The sequence below is a fragment of the bacterium genome (assembly GCA_023228325.1).
Taxonomy (GTDB): Bacteria; Auribacterota; UBA6266; order UBA6266; family UBA6266; genus UBA6266.
In genome coordinates this window covers 1,870,094-1,890,576 of sequence record JALOBK010000001.1, presented here as the reverse complement: position 1 = coordinate 1,890,576, position 20,483 = coordinate 1,870,094, and the positions used below count along the sequence as shown (strand labels likewise).

Sequence of the window (20,483 nt, the reverse complement as noted above, 5' to 3'; positions counted from 1 at the left end):
TGTCAGTTTGTTATTTCCATCTCGCTTATTATTTTATCCAGGATTTCAAGATTTTTCCTGTTGTCTTCCCTTTTTCTGTATTCTTCAAAATATTCGATGGCTTTCTGTTTATCCGTATTTTTATAGGCCATGCCTAAATTAAGATAAGCATTTTTGTAATCTTTATTGATTTCAAGCGACTTTTCATAGTTTTCAATAGCCTTTTCTGTTTCTCCTTTAAGATAATACGCGTCCCCCATCCCCCGGTATGCGATGTAATTTTTCTTATCCAGCTCAATGGCTTTTTGAAAGCTCAGGACGGCAAAATCCAGCATTTTTTTGTTTAAATAAGCGTCCCCTCTGTTGTTGTATATAAAAGCGGAATCAGGCTGAAGTTCAATTGCGTGATTATATTCCACAATCGCGCTGTCATACTCTCCCTTTCCGGCGTATGCTGTTCCCAGGTTGACATATCCGTAAACTTCGTGCGGAGCATACCGGGCTGCCTTTTTGAAATTATCTATCGCCTGATCAAGCATATTCTTGTTCAGGAAAATCAGCCCCATATTGTTATAGCTTTTCGCAAAATAAGGATCGGCGGCAAGCGCTTCTTTATATTCTAAAAGCGCCGCGTCCGCTTTGCCCTGGCTTTCATATATCGCGCCGAGATTATGGTGGGCATCCGGGATATCGGTATTGAATTCGATGATTTTTTTGTATGTTGTTTCCGCTTCCCTGTAATTTTTTTCTTTTTCGTACACAACTGCCAGATTCAGGAGGGCGTCAACGTGTTTATCGTAGATTTTCAGGGCTTTGTTATACATATCCCTGGCTTTAGGATATTTGCCTTCCTTGAAATACTCATTTCCTTTCTCCCAGTACCTCGAAGCCTTATCGTATTGTTTCTGTTCTCCCGGGCTAAGGGTCTCTGCCGGGGACAGGGCGGCGTTAAAGATTATGATGAAAGTAAAGAAAAAAAGACAGATTATATTAATTTGTTTCATATCAGCTCCTTGACCCATCGCATATATTCTTCATGGCCTTTATCGATTTTAATATATAAAATTTCAGGAAGATCATACGGATGATGTTTTAATATCCATTTTTTCGCCTTCTGCAGTTTTGCGCGCGCCGTCTTTGCTATCAACAGGGCCTCTTTTTGCTCCTGAATCCCGCCTTTCCACATAAAAAATGAATTTATCGACGGAATTATATTCACGCATGCCGCCAGTTTATTTAATACGAGCCCTTTCGCAATTTTTTTCGCGCTTGTAACATCAGGCGCTGTTATAAACGCCATATAAATTTCGTCAGCGCTCATTTTTTTAACAGGTCCGCAATCTGTTCGGGTATTTTTACAGGCCTGCCGCCGGAGTCGATAAATACATGTATAGTCGAACCCGACGCGATAAATTTGCTTTTCTCCCCGGTTATTTCATAGCGAAAGACAAGCTTCATTTTGGATTCTGCGGAGGCTGTACAGCTGATGTTTATCTCATCGTCATATTCAACCTTATTTTTATAATCGCAGCTTGCATGGACAACGGGCAGAAAGAGGCCTTTTTTTTCAAATTCCCTGTATGAATAACCGAGCTTCCGGAAATATTCCGTCCTGGCAATTTCAAACCATACAAAATAATTCGCGTAGTATGCTCTTCCCATTTGATCAGTTTCGCTGTATCTTACCCTGATCTTTATGCTATACATAAAACCTCAAAAAACTTATAATCATATTATTGTAATTATATAGATTAAATATAAAAATCCTGATAAAAGTAACATACCGAAAACTTAAAGTCAATTATTAGTTAAAAAGGCCGAAAATGCATACCGGAAGACTGGTTCTTGCGCTTGTTTTATCCGTGATACTCTGCCCGCTTATTAACGGCAAATGCCTGTCTGCCGAAAGCGCGGGAGCCAAGCCCGATGATAACAAAAATATATCGATTCAGAACATCAATATTCTGACAGCAATTGAAGTATTGCGTGTAATAGCCTTTGACAACGCAAAATACGGAAACAATAACCAAAGCCTTGCGTCTCAAATCGATTGGCTTGCCGGAAGGCTGGAAAAAGAAGAAAAAGGAGAACCTTTAAAATCAGTCCGGAATTATATCCTGGCTTTAAAAATGATTAAAGATTTCAATTCCATGGCAAAAACCACGGATGAAGGGGAAAAGATAAACTCCGAGATAAGAAAACTTCTCTTTGACGCAAGAGACAATGAACGGTTGCGGAAACATAACCCCCCGGTAAAAAAATTCTGGAAGCTGTCAATCGCAAAACAGTCCAACCAGGGAAGCAGGCCTAACTGCGCGGCTACATGTATCAATATGCTTTTGAATTATTACAGAATAAATGTTGAAAGCCCGACCAAACTCGCGAAGATTATCAATTATCCGGGAACAGGCGCCACAGTTGAAGCCATATTGGGCTATTTGAATGAACGGAATATCCCCTTTCGTTATTATATGGGCTCTCTTACCGATTTGCGGGAACAGATATCCGGAGGAAACCCCGTTTTAGTGCTGCAGGCCGCGGGGCTTGATTACCGCAAGAAACAGTATAAAACAGGCCATGTGAGGCTTGCTGTGGGCTATAACGACGCTACGGAAACGGTTGATGTGATAGACCCGAATTACGGGAACAGGAAATTTAAAATATCCTATTCGGATTTCGAACTGCTCTGGCTCCCGGGCGGATTTTACTGCATTGTTCTGGAAAGGTAAATCATTTAAGGCCGTACGCTTCTTCGGGGTTGACGGGTTTCCCGTCTTTTCTTAATTCAAAGTGGATAACCGATTCTTTATCCTGTTCCGCTGTCAGAGACAGTCCTATTATTTCTTTTTCCCTGACGATATCCCCAACGTTCACTTCAATCAACCCGAGATTGGAGTACATGGTAGTGTAATCATCCGGATGCTGCAGGAGAACGGTCAAGCCGTATCGGCCGTGTTGTCCCGCTATCAATACTTCCCCGCCGCCGGAGGCGTAAACCGGGCTTCCCGAAGAAACGGCAAAATCTATACCCTGGTTATTGACTACTATCCCGCTTATGGGGTGCTCTGTTTTTCCAAAGTAAGATATGATCTTCAGCGAATCTTCAGAAACTGGAAGGGATGTGGGTTTTGATACAGCCGCGACAGGTGTTAACGGGTGTCCGCTGTAATAGATAAGTCCGGCTATTATGACGGCAAAAGCGATTACGACTATTAAAAAATTACTAAAAAACCCCTGGCGGTGTTTTTCTCTTTCACTCATTTTTTTATTCCTTTTGCGTTTAAGTTATACACAACGGCGATATTTCTTAAGATATTATAGTAAATACCGGTTTTTATAACATATTTTCTGGTTTCGGGAAAATCAATTTTACTGATATCAAGTTTTCCGTGTCCGTCCAGCCATCTCGGCACGTTGGCTTTTCCCGCGTTATACGCGGCTAAGGATTTCCGGATATCACGGTCGTAATATTCCAGTAAATCCGCGAAATGGGCTGTTCCAAGCCGGATGTTGGTTCCTATGTCGGTCAGGTCGCCGCCGGAGGTATAAGCGATGTGGTGTTTCTTTGCCGTTTCGGCGGCGGTGGAAGGCATCAACTGCATGACTCCGACTGCCCCCGCCCTGGAAATAATCTCCCTTTTATACCCGCTTTCAGCAAAAATTATCGCGGCTATAAGTAAAGGGTCAACGTTATATTCATTTGAAGTTTCGATTATATTTTTACGGTAATCAACGGGGAATAAAGTATTAGAGACCAGAAAAACAGCCGCTGCGAGCGCGCAGATACCGACAGGAAGTGAAATGATAAAATATTTCAGGATGCTCGTTCTAATTTCTTTTTTCATAGTCGGCTATGCATTTGTTTGCGTCGCGGATCAAATCCGTATCAGCATATGGATATGCCTGTAAAAACTTCTGGAATTCATCATATCCTTTTTTCTTGTTCCCGAGATATCTGTAATATAACCTTCCTATCCTGTATTGAGCTTCGGCGGCGCGGGCGCTGTCGGGATAATCAAGCGTTATTTCTCTAAACGAATCTATCGCGTTCAATAAAAACTGGTCTCTTTCTTTTCCGCTTTTTTCGTGTATCGCGGTTTTCTGGATGGACCAGGCTTCTTTCCATATCCTTTCGGCTTCTTCGTTCTGAACCCCGGCGGGCCTTGACCTCAGGCGCTTTTGTTCGTCTTCCATTCTCTGTATCTCGGTCCTGTAGGCATCCAGCAGCTGGTCCTTCTCTTTGGCTTCATTTTTCAGGGATATATATTCCAGTATCAGGATGTCATAGGCTTTTTTATAATTCCCCGAATCATATTCTTCTTTTGCGCCCTGTATGTTTTCGGCCCGAATCAGGTTCGGGAAAGACAAAATAAAAAATGCCGCGGCAAAAACAAATATTTTTTTCATATTCCGTTATTCCTTATTTGTGTTGAAAAGTTTTCCTGCCCCTGTAAAATATGATCTTCAATCTCCATATACGGTTTTATGATGATTAGGATATTATACAGTTCGAATAAGTTAAATGCAAATTTTCAGTTAACTTAACTTTATACTGTAGTATAATTAAAAAACGAAGATTTTCCGGCGTCTCCCGCGGACACATACGGGAAGATTATTTTTTTACAATATCATTCGGGGGATTATTTTAAATGGTCACACTCTGCAAATGCACCAAATGCGGCAATGAATGCAAAATAGACTGGAAAGAAGGCATCAGGTGCCCGGTCTGTTCCTCAAACAGCCTTTACCCCGTTGTGAAAGTTGATGCCGCCGAAAACGGCGCGGCAGGCGTTAAATCAAGCAGCATTGAAAATATAATTAAAAAGAACAGGGATAAGATACTTGTTTATTCGCTGGTTATTGTAATTGCGATATCCTGGTTGATCCTTTTCCTGAGGCTTTCTTCGAAAAACTCCGCCTTAACACAGGAAAAAGCCGCAGTTTCCATGAAAGGAATGCAGTTATATGAATGCGCGTCATGCAAATATTCTTTTTACGCCCCTATGGGCGAGATAAATGTGCAGTGCCCAAGGTGCGGAAGAGAAAAAGGCCAGCCTCTTTTCAAATGCAAAAATTGCGGCACGGTGTTCACTTCTTCCACAAGAGGAAAAATCTTATGCCCGTCATGCGAATCGGAGTCTGTAGAGGGATATTATACGAAATGACTGCCGGCGTAAAAGACTTTGCGTGATTCAGCAATAAGGTCCCCTTCGCTATTAGAGGCCTCCGGAAATGAGATGGAGAGCGGCATCTTCCAGAAATCAACAGAATCTAAACAAACCGTCAGGAAGAGATGCTATATACGGCATCGATTATATTCCTGATAAAAGAAGGAACCGGAAGATTGAAATACTGTATTATGGATAAATAAGCCACTATTAAGATGCATAAAACGGATAAAACTATTATAACAGAGGGCAGTATCCCGGTTTGTTCGACGGGAGAATAGTCCTGATGTTCAAACCTTTGCCTGGAAGTCTTTATTTCCGTAACGTTATCTGCCGCCGGTTTTCGGCCCTCTTTTTGTCTTGAATCACTCTTTGCTTCTTCCGGGACAGCATTATCATTATTCCTGAATTTTAATTTCGGCCTTGAGCTTCCTGACGGGTCCTCCGTTATCTTTCTCAGCATTTCCTCTGAAATGGCGGGTTTGTCGGAAGAAAGTTCTTTTGCCGCGTCACCGGTTTTTTGAACCGGCTTTACCTCTTCCTTAATTTCTTCTGTTTCGACTTCCTGAACTTTTTCTGTTTCGGCGGAAGCCATTTCCACGGGTTCTTCGGATAACACGGGTTTTGTCAATACCGGCATTTCTTTTTCAGGTGTTTTAGGAGCGCTGGCCGGGACTTTATCCTGCCTGATGACAATGGGTTTCTTTTCGGGAGCCGGTTTTGCTTCGATTTTTATCGGGGGAATATTTTGTATCGGCGGTTTTTGCTGTTTAACATCATTTTTTATATTTTTTGAACCTATCAACTGTTCAACATCCGGCAATTCAATGATTGGTTCTTTATTTATATCTTTTTTTTCTTCTTTATTATCCATAACCACCTCCAAGAATCACAAAGATAAAATATTATATATAAATTATGGTGTCAAGACAAAACCGCCCGAAGAAAGCCGGGCCCCCGGTTGGGCCCGCCGAAAAAAGAATTTATTTCCCCCTGTTTCTGCGGCGGCTTTCGGAGCCGGCATTTCGAATATCTTTAAAACGGCCGGAAAGAGCATTATAAGCCGCTTCCATTGATTGGACTATCACTTTTGTATCGTCAATCACGGGAAGGAAATTAGTGTCTCCGTTCCATCGGGGAACTATATGGAAGTGAATATGTTTATCAATACCGGCTCCCGCGGCGCGGCCGATATTAACGCCTATGTTAAATCCGTCCGGATTAAACGTTTTTTTAAGTATAAGTTCCGATTTTTTCAGGAGCGCCATTACTTCAAGGAGGGTTTCATCATCCAGGTCCGCCAGGGAAGCTGTATGCTTATAAGGCGCTATCATAAGATGGCCGTTATTGTACGGGAACAGGTTCATGATAATGAAACATTTTCTGCCCCTGTAAAGTATGTAGTTCAGGGAGTCGCGCTTTTCCTTCGGTTTAACGCAAAAAATACATTTTTCAGGTTTTTTGCCGACAGCCTTTTTAATATATTCCATTCTCCACGGAGCCCAGAGATTTTTCATTTCCGCGCCTTTTTAAATGAATGTTCCCGTTTCAGATATATCCCTGCTTATTTCCTTTAAAGAAGCATCATAGTAACACTTTATATTTATTATATTCTGACATTTGCCTCCCAGTATTTCCTTGGTCAGGATATATGCCGCGTTTTCGGGGGCATTTTCATCGTAAGGGCTTCTCATATCCGTCCCGGGGTTGATTCTGACAGTGATGATTTCTCCGCACTTTTTACACTTAATCCTGTAAAGCAGGGCTTCACTGCCGCCGGCGCTTTTAAAAATAACAGATAAGATTTTTTTCAGTTTCATATAAAAAAGATTATACAATAACATTTGATATATTGTGAACGATAAATATCATCTAAGCCTTATCAAGGACTTTCAGAATCCTTTTCAGTGATGCCGACTGCCTTTTTAACGAACGGATAAAGGCCGTGTATTTCCTGCGCAGCGCGAATGCCTTTTTCATGGCCGCAAGGTCTCCGTTGTCCAGTTTGCCCAGATAAGAGAAGCGCACCCTCTTGCCGTCTCTCCTGGCGATGTAATAATAAGGCTTCCCTTTGATTGTTTTCTTTACTATCGTCCCCCTGGGGAAAGAATCGACCGTGTCGGCCAGTTCCTTCTGGATTTCCGTAACTTGCGACAGTTCGGATAGTAATATATCGCTGATCTTTTTCAAGTTAACCAACATCCTTTAAAAATAATTGTGTGTTTGGTAACCGGAAATCAAAAATTAATGGTTTTCGCTATGTCATTTACCCTGTTCCAGTCGAACGACCTGGAAAACTCTATGGCTTCCGCCTCAGAAAGATTAGTATATGTTAACGTAATGAATACCCCTTTTTGCTCCGTTTGGCTGATAATCACCACTACCGAGCCCGCTTTATTCGCCTTATCATAAACGCTGGTTACCTGAAACCCGTCTATCTTTTTGGAGACGGTGCTGAAATCCGAAGTTTCAACAGATACATTACCCCCCTGCTGGTTTGCAAGAGCTTTGCTGCCGGCCATAATCATTACATTTGCTTCTTTCCCGTCATTTGAATAAGTTCTTACGGCATTTACAAGAGACATGTTAGGCATAAAAAGGTCTATGCCCGTCACCTCGTCCGCCGACCAGCCGTTTACATCGACAAAACATGGGGTAAATTTTTCATAGGTTTCGGAATATGCCGGGGCTGAAACCGCGGACAGCAAGACAATTGAAAGAACCGCCAGAAGTTTAATCTTCATTTTTACCCTTTCCCATAGTGTATGTTAAGTTATGAAGTTTATCCGGATAATCAGTAATTATACCCCAGACTCCCCATTTTATATACTTTTTCATATCTTTGACATTGTTAACTGTCCAGACTATTGTTTTTACGCCCTTTTCCGCGGCTTTTCTGAGAAGTCCGCGCTTAAGATGGTAGTGTTTAAGGATAAGCGCGTCCGCGTCCAGGTGTCCCAGCGCTTTAAACAGGTCTTTCGGGGTGTTATTGAGCAGGAGGCCTGTTTTTACGCCGGGATAAGAATTTTTAAGGCGCTTAAGGCAATTCCGGCTGAAAGATGAAAAAAGCAGGTTCTTATTTTTGCCGGGTTGCGTGATATCCATCAACAGGTCAATATCCATATCGCCCTTGATTTCGATATTAACCCCGATTTTATTTTTAAACATTTTAATGATATCCGCAAGAAACGGGATGTCAATGCCATGATTTTTACCTCTTAACAAAATGTCCCGGCAGTTTTGATTTTTGACGGGTACGCCGTCAATCGTTTCATCATGGAACACGATGATTTTCCTGTCTGTCGTCTGCCTTGCGTCCAGTTCGACGTAATCGGCTCCCAGTTCCGCCGCTTTTTGGAATGACTGAACGGTGTTTTCCGCGGCGTAGGCCGATGCCCCTCTGTGCGCGATGTTTAATGTATTGGATCCCATATCTTATTCAGTCCTTTATGTAGTTATGCTTACGAAAAGGCCGGACAGTATAAGATTGAGGACAAACGAGAACGCGGCATAAAGAGCGATGTAAATCAATATCATAAACAGAGTCTGCATGAATGAAAACCCGAATTCCCTGTTTGCAAGCGAGAAGAAAAACCATATCAATATAACAGCGAAAAACAGCCAGAGAAACATGATGCCTAAAAATCCTTTCAGGCCTCCGAATCCCAGCAGCGCGGATAAAGCCCCTATTACAATACCGATAAATATTTCAAAGGCAAAAAATTTGAGCTGGAATACAATCGTTCTCCCGAAAGGTATAAACATCTTGAGAATCAGCTTTGCGTATAATTTTATATAGATGCCGTTGAGTGCCATGGATATGAAAAGGATAACAAGGAACACGAGAAGAGCTATCGATATTACAAGCGCTATATTATCCTGAAAAAAGATTTGCAGGTCTTCGATTTTCTGCGAATCGAATCGCGCCTTAAATCCGCTTTGCGGATTTTCTCCGGGAACAGATTCGTCAACGCTGTTTTCCTTTTCCGCGGGCGGTTCGGCCGGTTCTGTTATATTTCCCGCATCTTCGGCGGGAAGCGCGGGGCTTTGGCTCTCATCCGTCTCCGTCTCGACTGTTTCTTCAACAGCCTGTCCTGCTTCGGGCTCAGGGACAACATCCCCTTTTATAAGGGAATCAACCTCTTCGATTGTGCTGTTTGATATGCCCGGGGAAACAGGTTTCGGCTCGCTCTGCTTTAAAGGGAGGGGCTGTGTTTTTTCTATCTCCTCTATGCTTGATTTAAGGATTTTCAGCTTCCCGTTCTTCACCTGAAGGATAAGATAATCGTCGGTTTCCTGGATGATGCTGCAGCGCAGTTCTCCTCCGTTCTTCAGGTAAATGATGTCGGCAGATGACGGCAGGGCCGGAATCGACAGGAGAAAAAAAAGAATGATATTGATAAGGGTTTTTCTCATCGGCGGATAATCCCCGTGATTTTTATTTGGGATTATAGCAGATATCGGAGCCTAACAAAACATTTAAGTGTCCGAAGCGAGACTTCGGACATATTTATTTTAAATCTTTAAATTTATATTTCAAGCGGAGCCTGCCGTTAGTTACAGCTATCGGGTTATACCGTATCTCCACAGTGTCTGAATACCAATCGCCTCCCCACTCGAAATTTATCCTGCCCGAAAGATTTTCGGTTTTATACGGGCCGTCATGCAATATCAGCGATATGACAGCTTTCCCCTCAATATTACCCTCGCCGATAATTGAGATGCCGTAAATATTCCCCTGCCCCTTCTTTTTTCCGAGCAGAATAACTCTTGCTTTCGTCACGTCGGAAACTTCATAAGTCTGCGTATTCAGCCTACAGCCGGCAAAGAAAACTAAAATTGCCGCAGCCAGAATTAATTTTTTCATTTTATCCTTCGTCTTTCGTGTTTGCGTTTCTCGTGGAACAGGTGTATGTCCCTATTTATTTAAATCGAATTTGTTCATCTTGAATATGAAAAGAGAAACTCTTTGGTGTTGGACCAGCACCACCAGTAACTTTTGGATAATACCAATAATCAACAACAGCCCAATGCTTTTTGCTGATTTCAAATTCTTTTTCTAAAGTCGCATCCCCTTTTTTAGATGATACAAATAACCTATGACTGCCGATAGATAAATTAAATTCAAACTTTTGCCAATTATGTTGAGGGACTCGATTACCTGTTACATCAAAATCCTGATTAACAACCAACTTTCCATCAATATATATCTTTATATCAACAGGGTTGACATCAAAGCTTTGGTTGCTGATGTAAAGGATAAAATTCGCCTCTGTGGTTTCTTCAGCAAATACAGGAAGCAAAAAAGAAAGAATAACGCAAAATATAAAAACCTTATTTATTTGCATTGATGCCCCCTATTTTTTAAATCCATTTTAGTATAGCAGGTTTTTTAGGCGGCGCTTCGGGAAAACCTTCTTTAGGATACCCAAGCAGTATCGGCCCGTAAACCTTCTCTTCTTTTTTGAGTCCCAAAGCGTCCCTGACCTCCACATCATCAAGAGGCAGCTGCCCGAAATAAACCCAACAGCTTCCTATACCCAGGGAGCGGGCGGCAAGCATAATGTTCTCGCATACCATCGGTGTGTCTAAATCGGCTGTCATCCCCGAACCGATGACAAATACTACGGCGGGAGCGTCGTAATATACGGGGTTGTCGCATACAGCGTCAATCTCTTTGCGCATATCGGCCAGTTCCTTCGGAGCCTTCTCCATCCATTTTTTATATCTCGGTATCGCGAGGGACATCAATTTATCCCTGAATGCTTTGTCCTCAACTACGACAAACCTCCAGCTTTGCGCATTACAGCCGGACGGCGCCGCATTCCCCGCCTCGATTAATGTCTGCAGGGTTTTTTTAGGAATCGGTTTCCTGTCATAAAGCCTGACAGACCGCCTCTTCATAATTGTTTCGATTGTCTGGTTCATGGTGTGTTCCCTCTCCCGTCTTTCGTGAAATGGTGTCTGATGTTAACTGTTTTCAGAAGATTCGTCCGACATCGATTTCTCTGCATCTTTCAGGACTTCTTCGGCGCGTTCCGCATCCTCCTGACGAACAAGCAATTGAATACCTGTTCCTACCTGCATATACGGCTTCATACCTCCGCAATCATCTTTTCTAATCATTGCGTCAATGCCCGAACCTTCAAGGGCAGCCTTGGCAAGGTTTGCCGGGATTTCATCAATGTAATTCCTGATTACAACCAAATCCGGTTTCATTTTATTTTTTATTCTCCGTATATAGGTATTTGTCCCTGTTTATTTACTCATTTCACATTTCAAGGTCTGACCCCTTAGCCCCCTCCATTGTGTCCGAAGCGAAACTTCGGACACTCAAAAATAGGTGTCTGTTAGCTCCAGGATACGTATATATATACTGTTTCTTCTTCATCATTAACTGTTAAACTTCCGCCGATTCCATATCCTTCTTTGTACGGAATCTGATAATTTCGGCCTTTGATTTTTATTCCCGGTGTATACCATTCCGGAGTTCCCTCTCGCCGGAAAAAGTATCCGTGACGGTGGTCAGGTTCATCATCATATGATTCGTATTCAATAAGCATATACTCCCGGGAATAGATTTTGGGTTCTGCATCTTTTAATCCGGGAGAGTCATGGATAAACTTTTCAATATCCTTGAGAGGCGCTTTAAAAGTAATATAATAGGATCTAGTAAAAGGACTTCCTTCTGTCGCGATTTTGAAATCAGTTTTAGAATCGGGCAGCTCAGCAAACCGCCCGATATGCCTTGCCGATTCCAGCATACTTGCTGCAATTTCATTGTTGTAATAATTTTTTTCGGCTAACTTGTTGTTTGCAGAATTGGAATAATCACAAAAGAACAGTATTGAAAAAAGCATAGAAAAGATAGTGATGACAGAACATACGGGGATCATAATGATGTTGATGATCCCCTTTGCTATATGTTTCTTGACAAAATTCCAAATCGAAGCCCCGAGAATTCCGAAAAATGCGACTATTGCACATGCAAACAGCGCTATTGAAATAAGCTGCATCATTTTTCCCATAATCATTCCTGTTAAAATAGATGCCGCCAGAAGAACAAGGAATGTCGTCGCGGGAATCCACCAGCTATTGAAATATTTTGTAATAATCTGCTTGAGTTTTGCTTTCATGTTTTTTCCTTTTTCTCAAAGAATTAGGTGCCTGTTGCTGTTTATTTATATTTATTCATTTGTTTTTTTGCCGTTTTAATGAATTGTCCGAATTTGCGATCTTTTTCTCTCTTTTCAAGTTTAGTCATAGTATTGTATTCGTTCTCTTTTACCAGCTTAATGTAGTTGTCATATTTACTTTTATCCAAACTACCTGAAGATATGGCTTCCAAGACGGCACACTCCGGTTCATTGACATGGCAGCAATCTGAAAATTTACACGCCTTTGACAGTTCATAAATTTCAGAGAAAACACTTTTTATCCCTGTTGCCGAGTCCAATACTCCAATTTCACGCATTCCGGGATTGTCAATTAAAATACCGCCATTTTCCAATATGAATAATTCTCTATGTGTAGTAATGTGTCTGCCTCTATTTGAACAGGAGCTTATTTCATCAGTTTTAATCAGATTTTCACCTAAAATACTATTTATAATAGATGATTTTCCTACACCGGAAGAACCTAGAAAACAGTATGTTAACCCTTTTTTTATACTGTTTTTTAGATCGGCAATACCTTCTCCCGTGATAATGCTGGTTGTATAAATCTCAATATTCTTGAACCTCTCTCTTATCCCAATTATTTTTGTATCTAATTCATTATTCGATAACAGATCCATTTTATTCAGGACTATTACTGGTTTTATGTCTTCCGATTCTGCAAGCGTAATATATCTTTCAAATCTATTTAAATTATAATCTCTATCAGGCGATTGAACGATCAAAGCAACATCAATATTTGAAGCAATTAGTTGTTTGTCCGAATTGTTCGCCGATTTTCTTATCAATACTGTTTTTCTGGGGAGTATTTCACGGATAACAGCCTGTTCTTTATCAAGAACTGTTATTAGAACCCAGTCTCCGACCGCCGGATAATCTTCCCGTGACAAAGCCGTAAAAATCATTTTGCCGGTTATTTTTGCTGATAATTCAGATGTCTCGTTTCTTAGAATATATGACTCTTTATGTTCTGAAATAATTCGGGCAGGAATCAGGGTTTTGTTTTCTTTGTTTTTTCGATTAGCATCAAAAAAATCGCTATAACCGATATCTTCTAAATTTATTTTTATAATGTCCTTTTTCATATATTTCCCTGTTTTGTAAGGTGATTTTATCGTTTACAACTAAATACATGAGCACGTTTGTTATCCCTATCGTATACCACTATGATCCCACCGCCATTTTCTTTGAGTTTCTCAAAGAATAATCCCTTTTTTACGGTTGTTTCTTTTTCCTGCTTACCAGCAAAGTACGAAGCAGTTTTTACATCTCTGGGAAACTCAATCTCGCCCATAAACCACCCTTGGCTTTCTGCATATTTCCGAAAATCTTGTTCCGATATAGAAAAATCCAAAGCGGTAAGTCCAGTAGCAATGTCTTTTAGTTTATAATAATCTATGTTGCTTGCCTGCTCTGGAAGGCCTTTTAATTTTGCCAATCCAGATTCATAACTACTGCCACCGGAAAATAGCACTAAAAAGAGTAATACTAAAAAGAGTAAGATTATTGCTATAACTAATAATATAATAGTTACTTTTTTCACTTTTTATCCTCGTACAAAGAAATAGGTGTCTGTCCCTATTTTGTTCTAATAGAAAAAGGTGGCTGTTGCTATTTTGTTCCGTCTTATGTGACGTGTTTTTCCCCTTTTGCGCCCCACCAGGCGGCCAAGTACAGCAGACCGGACAGAAGCAAAGGCCCAAAAGCCATATTCAGAGCGGGCAACCTTCGTTCCGCAATCCAGAACAACGCGAAACCACCGAGTATCATAACGCTCCCGATACCCTCCCACTTCCACGCAACTATCAGTCCGAGCCACATTATAAGCATAGAAAGAAGCTCAATCCTCACCGTTACCGGCTGTTCCATGGGGTTGAATAACCCATCACTTTCCCCGATAGCAATAGCGGTAATCAATACAAATATGAGAGTCCCTATAATTCGCGCAGTCCAGCAAGTTATACGTGTAAACCGTTTTCTGTTCAAGTCCGATATTTTCACTGGTTGCTCCTCTGGTGTCTGCTGCTATTTGTTAATATTATATTTATTCTTGTATAGTGTCGTAATAACTTTTCAGCTGCAAAGCCCTTGCCCTGATAATTAGCATTTTACTTTCCATCATGCTTGGACCAATATAGCTGCCAATATCCTGAAAATAATTGGGGATAAAATTAGAAAATTCCAAATCCTTAAACTTTATCCAGGCTTGTTGTGATTCTTCCAATGATTTTCTTGGTTCTTCTTCTAAAACTTCCATCAGTAAATTGTAATATTTTTCCAGTTCCAGTTCCCATTTTTCGCATGCGTCACTTAAACATTTTTTCATTTCCTGAGTAATACTTTTAGAATTATCCATGCATTCTTGTAAAGATATGTCTATCATGCAAGCAGATGAATCTTTGTCTTGCGCAGTAGAATTATTATGAGCAGTAAGAAAGGCTAAAAATACGGCAATTATTAATATTTTTTTCACTTTTTATCTCCCTTTTTCTCAAAGAAATAGGTGTCTGTCCCTATTTAAATTTTGGGAAAGCAAGCATTTTGTAGACATTGGCGTTTCTATCAGAAAAATCGGGTGGACTAAGCTTGTCCCTTGTGACTTCAATTATACCCTTACTCTCAAGCTCCAGCAATCCTAAAGAAATGGTGGTATCGCTTATACCGTAGAGTTTCTCCATATCCTTCTGGCTGCGGAACCAGCAGGGATACCTCGTTGACCGCCCTGCCTCATACAGGCATATAAGATACATATACTTCGCCCGCATAGAAAGTTCATCCGCATAATCCCAATATTCAAATGGGATTGTTATGGGAGCCCCACCATTAATTTTTAAAGACACCACTCCTTTACTATAATCAATAAGCCCGTTACGCTTCAGACTCGCCAGCGAACGGTGTATTCTTTCATAGTTATACTCATGCCGGTTGCGGTATTTTCCTAATTTCCCGCGCTCGGCATAACCCATCTTTTTAGCCAGAGCGTCATAATCGACCTTAAAACTATCCGCCCCTTTTTCCTGCCCCACTTTGCATAACAGCAGATAAAGGTCTAACTGCTTTTCAGCCTGGTTTTTAATAAGTATTCTTCCCGTTTCAGGAAAGAGAAGCAAATCAGAAGAGATAAACACCCCCTCCTCCGGAGGCAAAAACATATCTGTATCCTGCAGAGGGATTCCCTCAATATACTGCTTAAAGGCAAGCCCATCCTCCGGAGACTCCTCAAAACACGTAACCTCGTAATTATCCTCTATCGCCGCCTTCGACCAGTTGGCGCTGCCTATAAAGACATACCTCCCGTCAATAACAACACCCTTTACGTGTAAAAGATGCTCCGGCGTATCAAAATGCACTTTTACACCATTATCTTTTAGTTTTTGATAGGCAAGGCGGTTTTCCTTGAATTTTGAGTCTTCAAGAATGACTTTGACATCAACCCCCCGCGCCTTAGCCGCTATAAGCCCGTCAACCAATTCATTAATCGGCCCCTCCCCTTCCGGCTCCGAAATAATGAAATACATCGCAACAACGATTGAGTCTTTAGCGTTGGCAATATGTTTACAAAGGGTTTCCTGATAGGCTTCGCCGCAAAGAACCTCGGCAAAAGAAAAAGAAGAAATGAGAAAACAAACAATACCCGCAAAAAATAAACTCTTAAACTTTGACATTAAGAAAATTTAACAAATTAAGGAATGTTGTTCAATGAAAAATGGGGAGGGGTCCTTTTTTCTACCTATTTTTCTATTTTTTCACTCTTCTTGCAAAGATGTTTTCGATCTGCTGAACAAGCTTCTCATTGCCCGTGGATGCTGATACGCCATACTTTGGAACGATACCGTCTAGATTTCGAAAATGATTGTAAAATATGTCTACAACTTCACTTCCGAGGCAGGTACCTCTCCTTCCAATTTGGCATTCAATATGATCTCGAATAGCTCCGATTGCCATATCCACAAGTTGTAGCATCGGGCTGTGGTTACAGGATGCGAAGAGAAGAGAATGGGAAAACCCCGCCTTTTCCAGTGAGCCACTATGACTGACAATGTCTGCTGATGACGTGCCATAGTGAAACAGTTTATAATACCCACGATTGAAAGGAGTGGGGTCTTGATCGGGTGGCCAATCCAAGATGCACTGCCAGTACTCGCCAGAGTCCTTGGCGTCAATGCCTGCTCTCATCAGAACCATTTCAAAACAGTAGGTATTCAAGTCCTTCTTAAGTTTGACGATTCCTTTCTTGTCACATGAATATGCTTCAATGCATGAAACTAAAATTGTAAAGGGAATATCATTGATCATTTTGAATATGGCAGGACGCCATTTCTTTGAATCTTCAAGCATCCGCTCGTATTCAGGATAATGATCGAACTGTTTGTAGGTGTCTTGAATCTTTTTGTCCTTAAAATTCCACTTGATGGGAAGGTTGGGGTGGGTGTATTCGCTCTTAATCTTGCGTATACTTTCCACAATAGCAATTTCAGCCCCTCGATCTGCTATGATTCCACCGAACAAATGGAAGCGTGGGACTGGAAAGTCCGGTGATGTCTTTCCATACGTATCGTCTGCATAGAATGTCTTCATGTGTTTCAAAGCTAACATATAATATACGAATTCGTATAAAACTTATCTTCTCAAAGAATTAGGTGTCTATCTTGAGTGACAATAGTAGTAGGCTCTCTTTTTATCCCTGTCATATCCAAAGCTCAGTCCGGAATCTCCCTCACTCCAGTGTGATGACAATCCATCATCAATTTTTAAATATCCTATTTTCTTTGTATCTATGTCATATCTAAACATATGGAAATCATGTTTTTCCTCTATAGGGCCAACTTTTGGATTTTTCCTGCGGCGCACTTCAACCCATTTTCTGAATCCATCCTCACTTATTGTAAACTCGCAGAGGGTATTTGGCCAAAACGCTCCGGGCAAAAAGTAGGATATGTCCCGCGCTTCGTCCGGCAGCCATCCTTTAATTGGAAAATCCGCGGCCGTTTCGCAAGTGCCAATATCGGGCTGAAAAGCCCTGTAGCAACCGTATATCATAGCAATCAAGATTATTGCTATAACTAACAATATAATCGTTACCTTTTTCATTTTTTATCCTTTCTCAAAGAATTAGGTGTCTATTGCTCTTTGTTCCTATTTATCTTTACCATTGCCTATCAAAAATATTGTGACGAGTGATGTTCCTGCTACAACTCCCATGATCTTTATTATCTTTACCATCAGTTCTTTCAGCAATTCCCCCGAGAAAATGTCAATGATATATAGGATTGTTATGAATGCAAGTATTAAGGTTGTAACCAGAGCTATGCCTCTTAATGCAATCAGTATTTTCTTCGTCATATGTCCCCCTTTTTTCTGTATCTTTACAAAACAAGCGTCGCTTGATTTGTAAAGGTTTCTCAAAGAATTAGGTGTCTGTCCCTATTTGTTATTTCTGATTAATCCAATTAAAGCTCCTACTAAGAACCAAAAAGACCAACCTAATAACAATTGTAAAACTGGATGCAGGAATGCTGGTGGTCCATTGTCTCCCCAAATAAACATCCAACCACCTATCGTAATAGGCATTCCAATTAAACCAAAGATTCCTTGCAAAAGGCCCATTGAACGAGGAATATATTGTTCTAATAATTCAAAAGATAAAAATAATACAAAACTGACTACAGAAATCAACAACGCAAATGTGCCACTTTTGATCCAGTTAGGTTTAGTTTTAAACCAGTTCTTAAATCCCATTTTCTATTTCCATTTTGTAAATATCTCTTAGAGATTAAAAGTCATTTAATATAACGGGCCGGGTGAGCGGATTTTTTGCCCGCCCCGGGCAAAAAAATACGCTCCACCCGCTGGTTGGGCATGTCCTTCTTCTATGGCTTCACGACAACATACAAAGCACGAATGCATTGTTTGGGCTTTGGATTGAAGGCCAGTGATGTGAGATGAGCGCATTCCTCGTCTGACAGTCGGTATATCAGATTTCCTATTTGGAGCATTGGCTGTCGCCAGAGGGTCTCGAAGGAGATGGCCTCTTTCTCCGTGAATCCCAACGCAAGAAGCTGCGCAGCAAATGAGACTTGATTGGTTATCGGAGTCAGCGAGCTCTCCGCTGTCTGCCCCGCCTCCAGGCGTGAAATGTGGGCTACCAGAGACTGCCTCATGAACGGCATGGGTCCAGTCTGTTCTCCTGGTTGGATCAGCATGACATCGTGAACGTCAAGCATTCCCCGGTTGCTGATCTGAACAGTCTTCTTCGTCTGATCTACCTTCACGGCTAGCCTATTCGTGAAGGGTATCTCGCCCTCATAGAAGAGGAACTTCGAGGTCAGTCCTCCACAGGAAATCGTGTCGGAGTCGGTATCGCTCAGAGTATTGATGATGTCTTTGAGCGGAATGAATGTTTCTCGTGGGATTGAGCGACTGGCAAGGGGTTGCTTGCCGGCAATCATGACTTCCCGCCATGAGACGACGTTGTTCGTGACAACGGCGGGGGGGAAGGTATCCGTTGGATGACCAGACTGGAAGGTCACATCAAGGGCAAATGGCTTCTTGTCTCTGGAGTGAACATAGATGACCGGTTCTCTTATAGCATAGACCTTCATGGGGCGAGAAGTGCTGAAGTAGTTGGTGTCAGCACCACATCCGACAAGCACACCCCATTCGTGGATATCGTAGTCTCCAGATGCCGGGTTGTTCTGGGCGAACGCGGGTGACAACGCTGTAAGTAAGACGAGGGCAGCCGCCCCGATTCTCTTGCAGTTCATAGTATCGTCCTTGCTTCCATGCCCAACGTCGAGCGTGACCCTCGTTTCAGCCGCCGTCCGCGGCGGATGAAACGTAGTGGTCCACGCTCTTGTTATGAATCCTCTTTCTCAAATGGTGTCTTCATCAAATCCCATGGACTCCAGTCGATTTGCAGAGACTTGCCCTGAAGGGCAGGCCATTCCCTTCTCTGGTCGTCCGACAACAACTCAAGAATCCGGTTGTCTCGAACAGTAATTAGCCGCCGAAGGCGGGTGATCAGTTCCTTCATCTCCCGCTCTCTTGTCTTCTCGTCTTCTCCGGGTCCGTAGCCACTGATGAAACCACGACCGAACTTCTGCAGGTCCGGGATGATCTCCCGGTCAGCTTCATGCACTTGGGCGGTCAGCTCCTTCATCTGCTCTGGCGTGATCGCCAGAGCAGAAGCGAGATTCGTCTGAACAAGGATGAGGACTGGCCCGTGAGCTTGGATCAAGAGTTGATCGAGACGTTCATGTTGCTGCGGTGTCAGAATGTCATTCAACTTCTGACCGTGGAACTCAGCCGTCCTGCGGCTGATTCCTCGGGAGGATTCAAGATTCGCCGCCTTGCGGTCGTCCTCTGACAACCCCGCCTTCTTTTCCTTCTGCTCAGCGATGAAGTCGCTGAGCCCCGGGATTTCCTTCCACGGGGTCTTGTAGGCTGTCCGAATGGCGTGCATCTGGTCTTGGGATAGGCCGAGATCGGCTTGAACCTCGGGCCGCTCAAGCAACCGGAAGCGGGTCGTCATCAGGCTGGCTTGCGGATCAGCATGGGGTGCGTATCGCTCGATCTCGAACATGTCGAGATACAGCCGGGCCGTCGGTCCCGGCGTAGTCGCTTTGCAACCGGCGAGGACGGATGCGGCCAGCAGAATGATCGCTATTCTTTTCTCATTCATAACATATAATATACGAATTCGTAATTTGTGGGTTTTTCTACCACTCTAAAAGTAATAATAACACCCAAATCCCCCATTTTCAACTTAAATTTCACTTGACGCAATTCGTAATTGGCCTATAATAGCACGAAATGCGAATTCGCAATTTGTAGGTTTTTGTACCTTTTGGAGAAATTTGCCCAAGTTTGGATTTATCGCCATTTATTGTAGCGAAGTTACATAGATGATTTTGGATACAAGGAAAATGACTGAGGGTACCGCAGGCATACCCGGCGGGTCTGTTGAGGACACCCGAAGGAGTTTGACGCAGTAGACAAAGTTAGATATGGAACTGCAGCAGATAAATGGGGAGAATTGCAAACTGAAGATTGGAGCGGGTGATGGGAATCGAACCCACACCGCCAGCTTGGGAAGCTGGAGCACTACCACTATGCAACACCCGCGTTATCATTTACTGCAGAAGTATATATGCCATTATCC

General features: G+C 42.2%; 31 protein-coding genes and 1 tRNA gene. 2 read left to right on the top strand and 30 right to left on the bottom strand.

Features of this window, described 5'->3' with window-relative positions:
• Positions 1–2: 2 nt before the first annotated feature.
• Genes M0R36_09115 through M0R36_09105 form a run of 3 tightly spaced genes read right to left on the bottom strand, consistent with a single transcriptional unit; the run spans position 3 to position 1,686 of the window.
• Positions 3–983, bottom strand: coding sequence for a tetratricopeptide repeat protein (locus tag M0R36_09115; GenBank protein MCK9555955.1), 981 nt, complete (start codon positions 981–983; stop codon positions 3–5).
• A complete protein-coding gene (locus tag M0R36_09110; protein MCK9555954.1) occupies positions 980–1,300 on the bottom strand; it encodes a divalent-cation tolerance protein CutA in 321 nt (106 codons plus the stop codon). Before M0R36_09110 ends, M0R36_09115 begins: the two co-directional genes overlap by 4 nt.
• Positions 1,297–1,686: an acyl-CoA thioesterase gene (locus tag M0R36_09105; GenBank protein ID MCK9555953.1), complete on the bottom strand. Its 390-nt coding sequence runs from the start codon at positions 1,684–1,686 to the stop codon at positions 1,297–1,299. Before M0R36_09105 ends, M0R36_09110 begins: the two co-directional genes overlap by 4 nt.
• A gap of 116 nt (positions 1,687–1,802) precedes the next feature.
• Here M0R36_09105 and M0R36_09100 point away from each other — a divergent pair, with 116 nt between their 5' ends.
• The gene (locus M0R36_09100; protein ID MCK9555952.1) at positions 1,803–2,708 is read left to right on the top strand and encodes a C39 family peptidase; all 906 of its coding nucleotides are present in this window, start codon (positions 1,803–1,805) and stop codon (positions 2,706–2,708) included.
• Position 2,709: 1 nt separating this feature from the next.
• Here M0R36_09100 and M0R36_09095 read toward each other — a convergent pair whose 3' ends face one another.
• From M0R36_09095 to M0R36_09085, 3 genes are read right to left on the bottom strand one after another with little or no spacing between them, the layout of a single operon-like run.
• The gene (locus M0R36_09095; GenBank protein ID MCK9555951.1) at positions 2,710–3,240 is read right to left on the bottom strand and encodes a M23 family metallopeptidase; all 531 of its coding nucleotides are present in this window, start codon (positions 3,238–3,240) and stop codon (positions 2,710–2,712) included.
• Positions 3,237–3,824 (bottom strand): lytic transglycosylase domain-containing protein, encoded by a 588-nt coding sequence (locus M0R36_09090; GenBank protein ID MCK9555950.1) that lies wholly within the window; start codon positions 3,822–3,824, stop codon positions 3,237–3,239. Before M0R36_09090 ends, M0R36_09095 begins: the two co-directional genes overlap by 4 nt.
• A complete protein-coding gene (locus M0R36_09085; protein ID MCK9555949.1) occupies positions 3,808–4,386 on the bottom strand; it encodes a tetratricopeptide repeat protein in 579 nt (192 codons plus the stop codon). Before M0R36_09085 ends, M0R36_09090 begins: the two co-directional genes overlap by 17 nt.
• Before the next feature lie 242 nt (positions 4,387–4,628).
• Here M0R36_09085 and M0R36_09080 point away from each other — a divergent pair, with 242 nt between their 5' ends.
• Entirely contained in the window at positions 4,629–5,144 is a 516-nt protein-coding gene (locus tag M0R36_09080; protein ID MCK9555948.1) for a hypothetical protein, read from the top strand.
• Positions 5,145–5,262: 118 nt separating this feature from the next.
• Here the strand turns inward: M0R36_09080 and M0R36_09075 are convergent, their stop codons facing one another.
• The 24 genes from M0R36_09075 to M0R36_08960 all read right to left on the bottom strand — a co-directional run bounded on the left by M0R36_09075 (position 5,263) and on the right by M0R36_08960 (position 20,446).
• The gene (locus M0R36_09075) at positions 5,263–6,021 is read right to left on the bottom strand and encodes a hypothetical protein (protein MCK9555947.1); all 759 of its coding nucleotides are present in this window, start codon (positions 6,019–6,021) and stop codon (positions 5,263–5,265) included.
• A gap of 109 nt (positions 6,022–6,130) precedes the next feature.
• Positions 6,131–6,664, bottom strand: coding sequence for an HIT domain-containing protein (locus M0R36_09070; GenBank protein MCK9555946.1), 534 nt, complete (start codon positions 6,662–6,664; stop codon positions 6,131–6,133).
• A 12-nt stretch (positions 6,665–6,676) separates the two neighbouring features.
• On the bottom strand, positions 6,677–6,967 hold the full coding sequence (locus tag M0R36_09065) for a hypothetical protein (GenBank protein ID MCK9555945.1): 291 nt from the start codon (positions 6,965–6,967) through the stop codon (positions 6,677–6,679).
• A 52-nt stretch (positions 6,968–7,019) separates the two neighbouring features.
• On the bottom strand, positions 7,020–7,337 hold the full coding sequence (locus M0R36_09060) for a hypothetical protein (protein MCK9555944.1): 318 nt from the start codon (positions 7,335–7,337) through the stop codon (positions 7,020–7,022).
• A 47-nt stretch (positions 7,338–7,384) separates the two neighbouring features.
• Positions 7,385–7,891 carry a hypothetical protein gene (locus M0R36_09055; protein MCK9555943.1) on the bottom strand — a complete coding sequence of 169 codons (507 nt, stop codon included), beginning with the start codon at positions 7,889–7,891 and terminating at the stop codon, positions 7,385–7,387.
• The gene (locus tag M0R36_09050) at positions 7,881–8,579 is read right to left on the bottom strand and encodes a glycerophosphodiester phosphodiesterase (GenBank protein MCK9555942.1); all 699 of its coding nucleotides are present in this window, start codon (positions 8,577–8,579) and stop codon (positions 7,881–7,883) included. Before M0R36_09050 ends, M0R36_09055 begins: the two co-directional genes overlap by 11 nt.
• Before the next feature lie 15 nt (positions 8,580–8,594).
• On the bottom strand, positions 8,595–9,563 hold the full coding sequence (locus M0R36_09045) for a hypothetical protein (protein ID MCK9555941.1): 969 nt from the start codon (positions 9,561–9,563) through the stop codon (positions 8,595–8,597).
• A gap of 94 nt (positions 9,564–9,657) precedes the next feature.
• Complete coding sequence (locus M0R36_09040; protein ID MCK9555940.1) at positions 9,658–10,014, bottom strand: hypothetical protein; 357 nt, start codon at positions 10,012–10,014, stop codon at positions 9,658–9,660.
• 55 nt (positions 10,015–10,069) lie between these two features.
• Positions 10,070–10,495 carry a hypothetical protein gene (locus M0R36_09035; protein MCK9555939.1) on the bottom strand — a complete coding sequence of 142 codons (426 nt, stop codon included), beginning with the start codon at positions 10,493–10,495 and terminating at the stop codon, positions 10,070–10,072.
• A gap of 16 nt (positions 10,496–10,511) precedes the next feature.
• Positions 10,512–11,075 carry a nitroreductase gene (locus M0R36_09030; GenBank protein MCK9555938.1) on the bottom strand — a complete coding sequence of 188 codons (564 nt, stop codon included), beginning with the start codon at positions 11,073–11,075 and terminating at the stop codon, positions 10,512–10,514.
• 42 nt (positions 11,076–11,117) lie between these two features.
• Complete coding sequence (locus M0R36_09025) at positions 11,118–11,366, bottom strand: DUF2007 domain-containing protein (GenBank protein ID MCK9555937.1); 249 nt, start codon at positions 11,364–11,366, stop codon at positions 11,118–11,120.
• A 131-nt stretch (positions 11,367–11,497) separates the two neighbouring features.
• A complete protein-coding gene (locus M0R36_09020) occupies positions 11,498–12,283 on the bottom strand; it encodes a hypothetical protein (protein ID MCK9555936.1) in 786 nt (261 codons plus the stop codon).
• Positions 12,284–12,324: 41 nt separating this feature from the next.
• Positions 12,325–13,407 (bottom strand): ribosome small subunit-dependent GTPase A, encoded by a 1,083-nt coding sequence (rsgA, locus tag M0R36_09015; protein MCK9555935.1) that lies wholly within the window; start codon positions 13,405–13,407, stop codon positions 12,325–12,327.
• A 26-nt stretch (positions 13,408–13,433) separates the two neighbouring features.
• Positions 13,434–13,865, bottom strand: a complete 432-nt coding sequence (locus M0R36_09010) for a hypothetical protein (protein ID MCK9555934.1) — start codon at positions 13,863–13,865, stop codon at positions 13,434–13,436.
• A gap of 83 nt (positions 13,866–13,948) precedes the next feature.
• A complete protein-coding gene (locus tag M0R36_09005; GenBank protein MCK9555933.1) occupies positions 13,949–14,323 on the bottom strand; it encodes a hypothetical protein in 375 nt (124 codons plus the stop codon).
• A gap of 43 nt (positions 14,324–14,366) precedes the next feature.
• On the bottom strand, positions 14,367–14,795 hold the full coding sequence (locus M0R36_09000; protein ID MCK9555932.1) for a DUF1311 domain-containing protein: 429 nt from the start codon (positions 14,793–14,795) through the stop codon (positions 14,367–14,369).
• Positions 14,796–14,835: 40 nt separating this feature from the next.
• Positions 14,836–15,987 carry a phospholipase D-like domain-containing protein gene (locus M0R36_08995; GenBank protein MCK9555931.1) on the bottom strand — a complete coding sequence of 384 codons (1,152 nt, stop codon included), beginning with the start codon at positions 15,985–15,987 and terminating at the stop codon, positions 14,836–14,838.
• Positions 15,988–16,060: 73 nt separating this feature from the next.
• Positions 16,061–16,918, bottom strand: a complete 858-nt coding sequence (locus M0R36_08990) for a hypothetical protein (GenBank protein MCK9555930.1) — start codon at positions 16,916–16,918, stop codon at positions 16,061–16,063.
• 48 nt (positions 16,919–16,966) lie between these two features.
• A complete protein-coding gene (locus M0R36_08985) occupies positions 16,967–17,413 on the bottom strand; it encodes a hypothetical protein (GenBank protein MCK9555929.1) in 447 nt (148 codons plus the stop codon).
• Positions 17,414–17,458: 45 nt separating this feature from the next.
• On the bottom strand, positions 17,459–17,665 hold the full coding sequence (locus M0R36_08980; protein MCK9555928.1) for a hypothetical protein: 207 nt from the start codon (positions 17,663–17,665) through the stop codon (positions 17,459–17,461).
• 81 nt (positions 17,666–17,746) lie between these two features.
• Positions 17,747–18,061: a hypothetical protein gene (locus tag M0R36_08975; GenBank protein MCK9555927.1), complete on the bottom strand. Its 315-nt coding sequence runs from the start codon at positions 18,059–18,061 to the stop codon at positions 17,747–17,749.
• 131 nt (positions 18,062–18,192) lie between these two features.
• Positions 18,193–19,086 (bottom strand): hypothetical protein, encoded by an 894-nt coding sequence (locus M0R36_08970; GenBank protein MCK9555926.1) that lies wholly within the window; start codon positions 19,084–19,086, stop codon positions 18,193–18,195.
• Positions 19,087–19,178: 92 nt separating this feature from the next.
• Entirely contained in the window at positions 19,179–20,003 is an 825-nt protein-coding gene (locus M0R36_08965; protein ID MCK9555925.1) for a hypothetical protein, read from the bottom strand.
• Positions 20,004–20,372: 369 nt separating this feature from the next.
• A tRNA-Gly gene (locus tag M0R36_08960) sits at positions 20,373–20,446 on the bottom strand.
• Between the last annotated feature and the right edge of the window lie 37 nt (positions 20,447–20,483).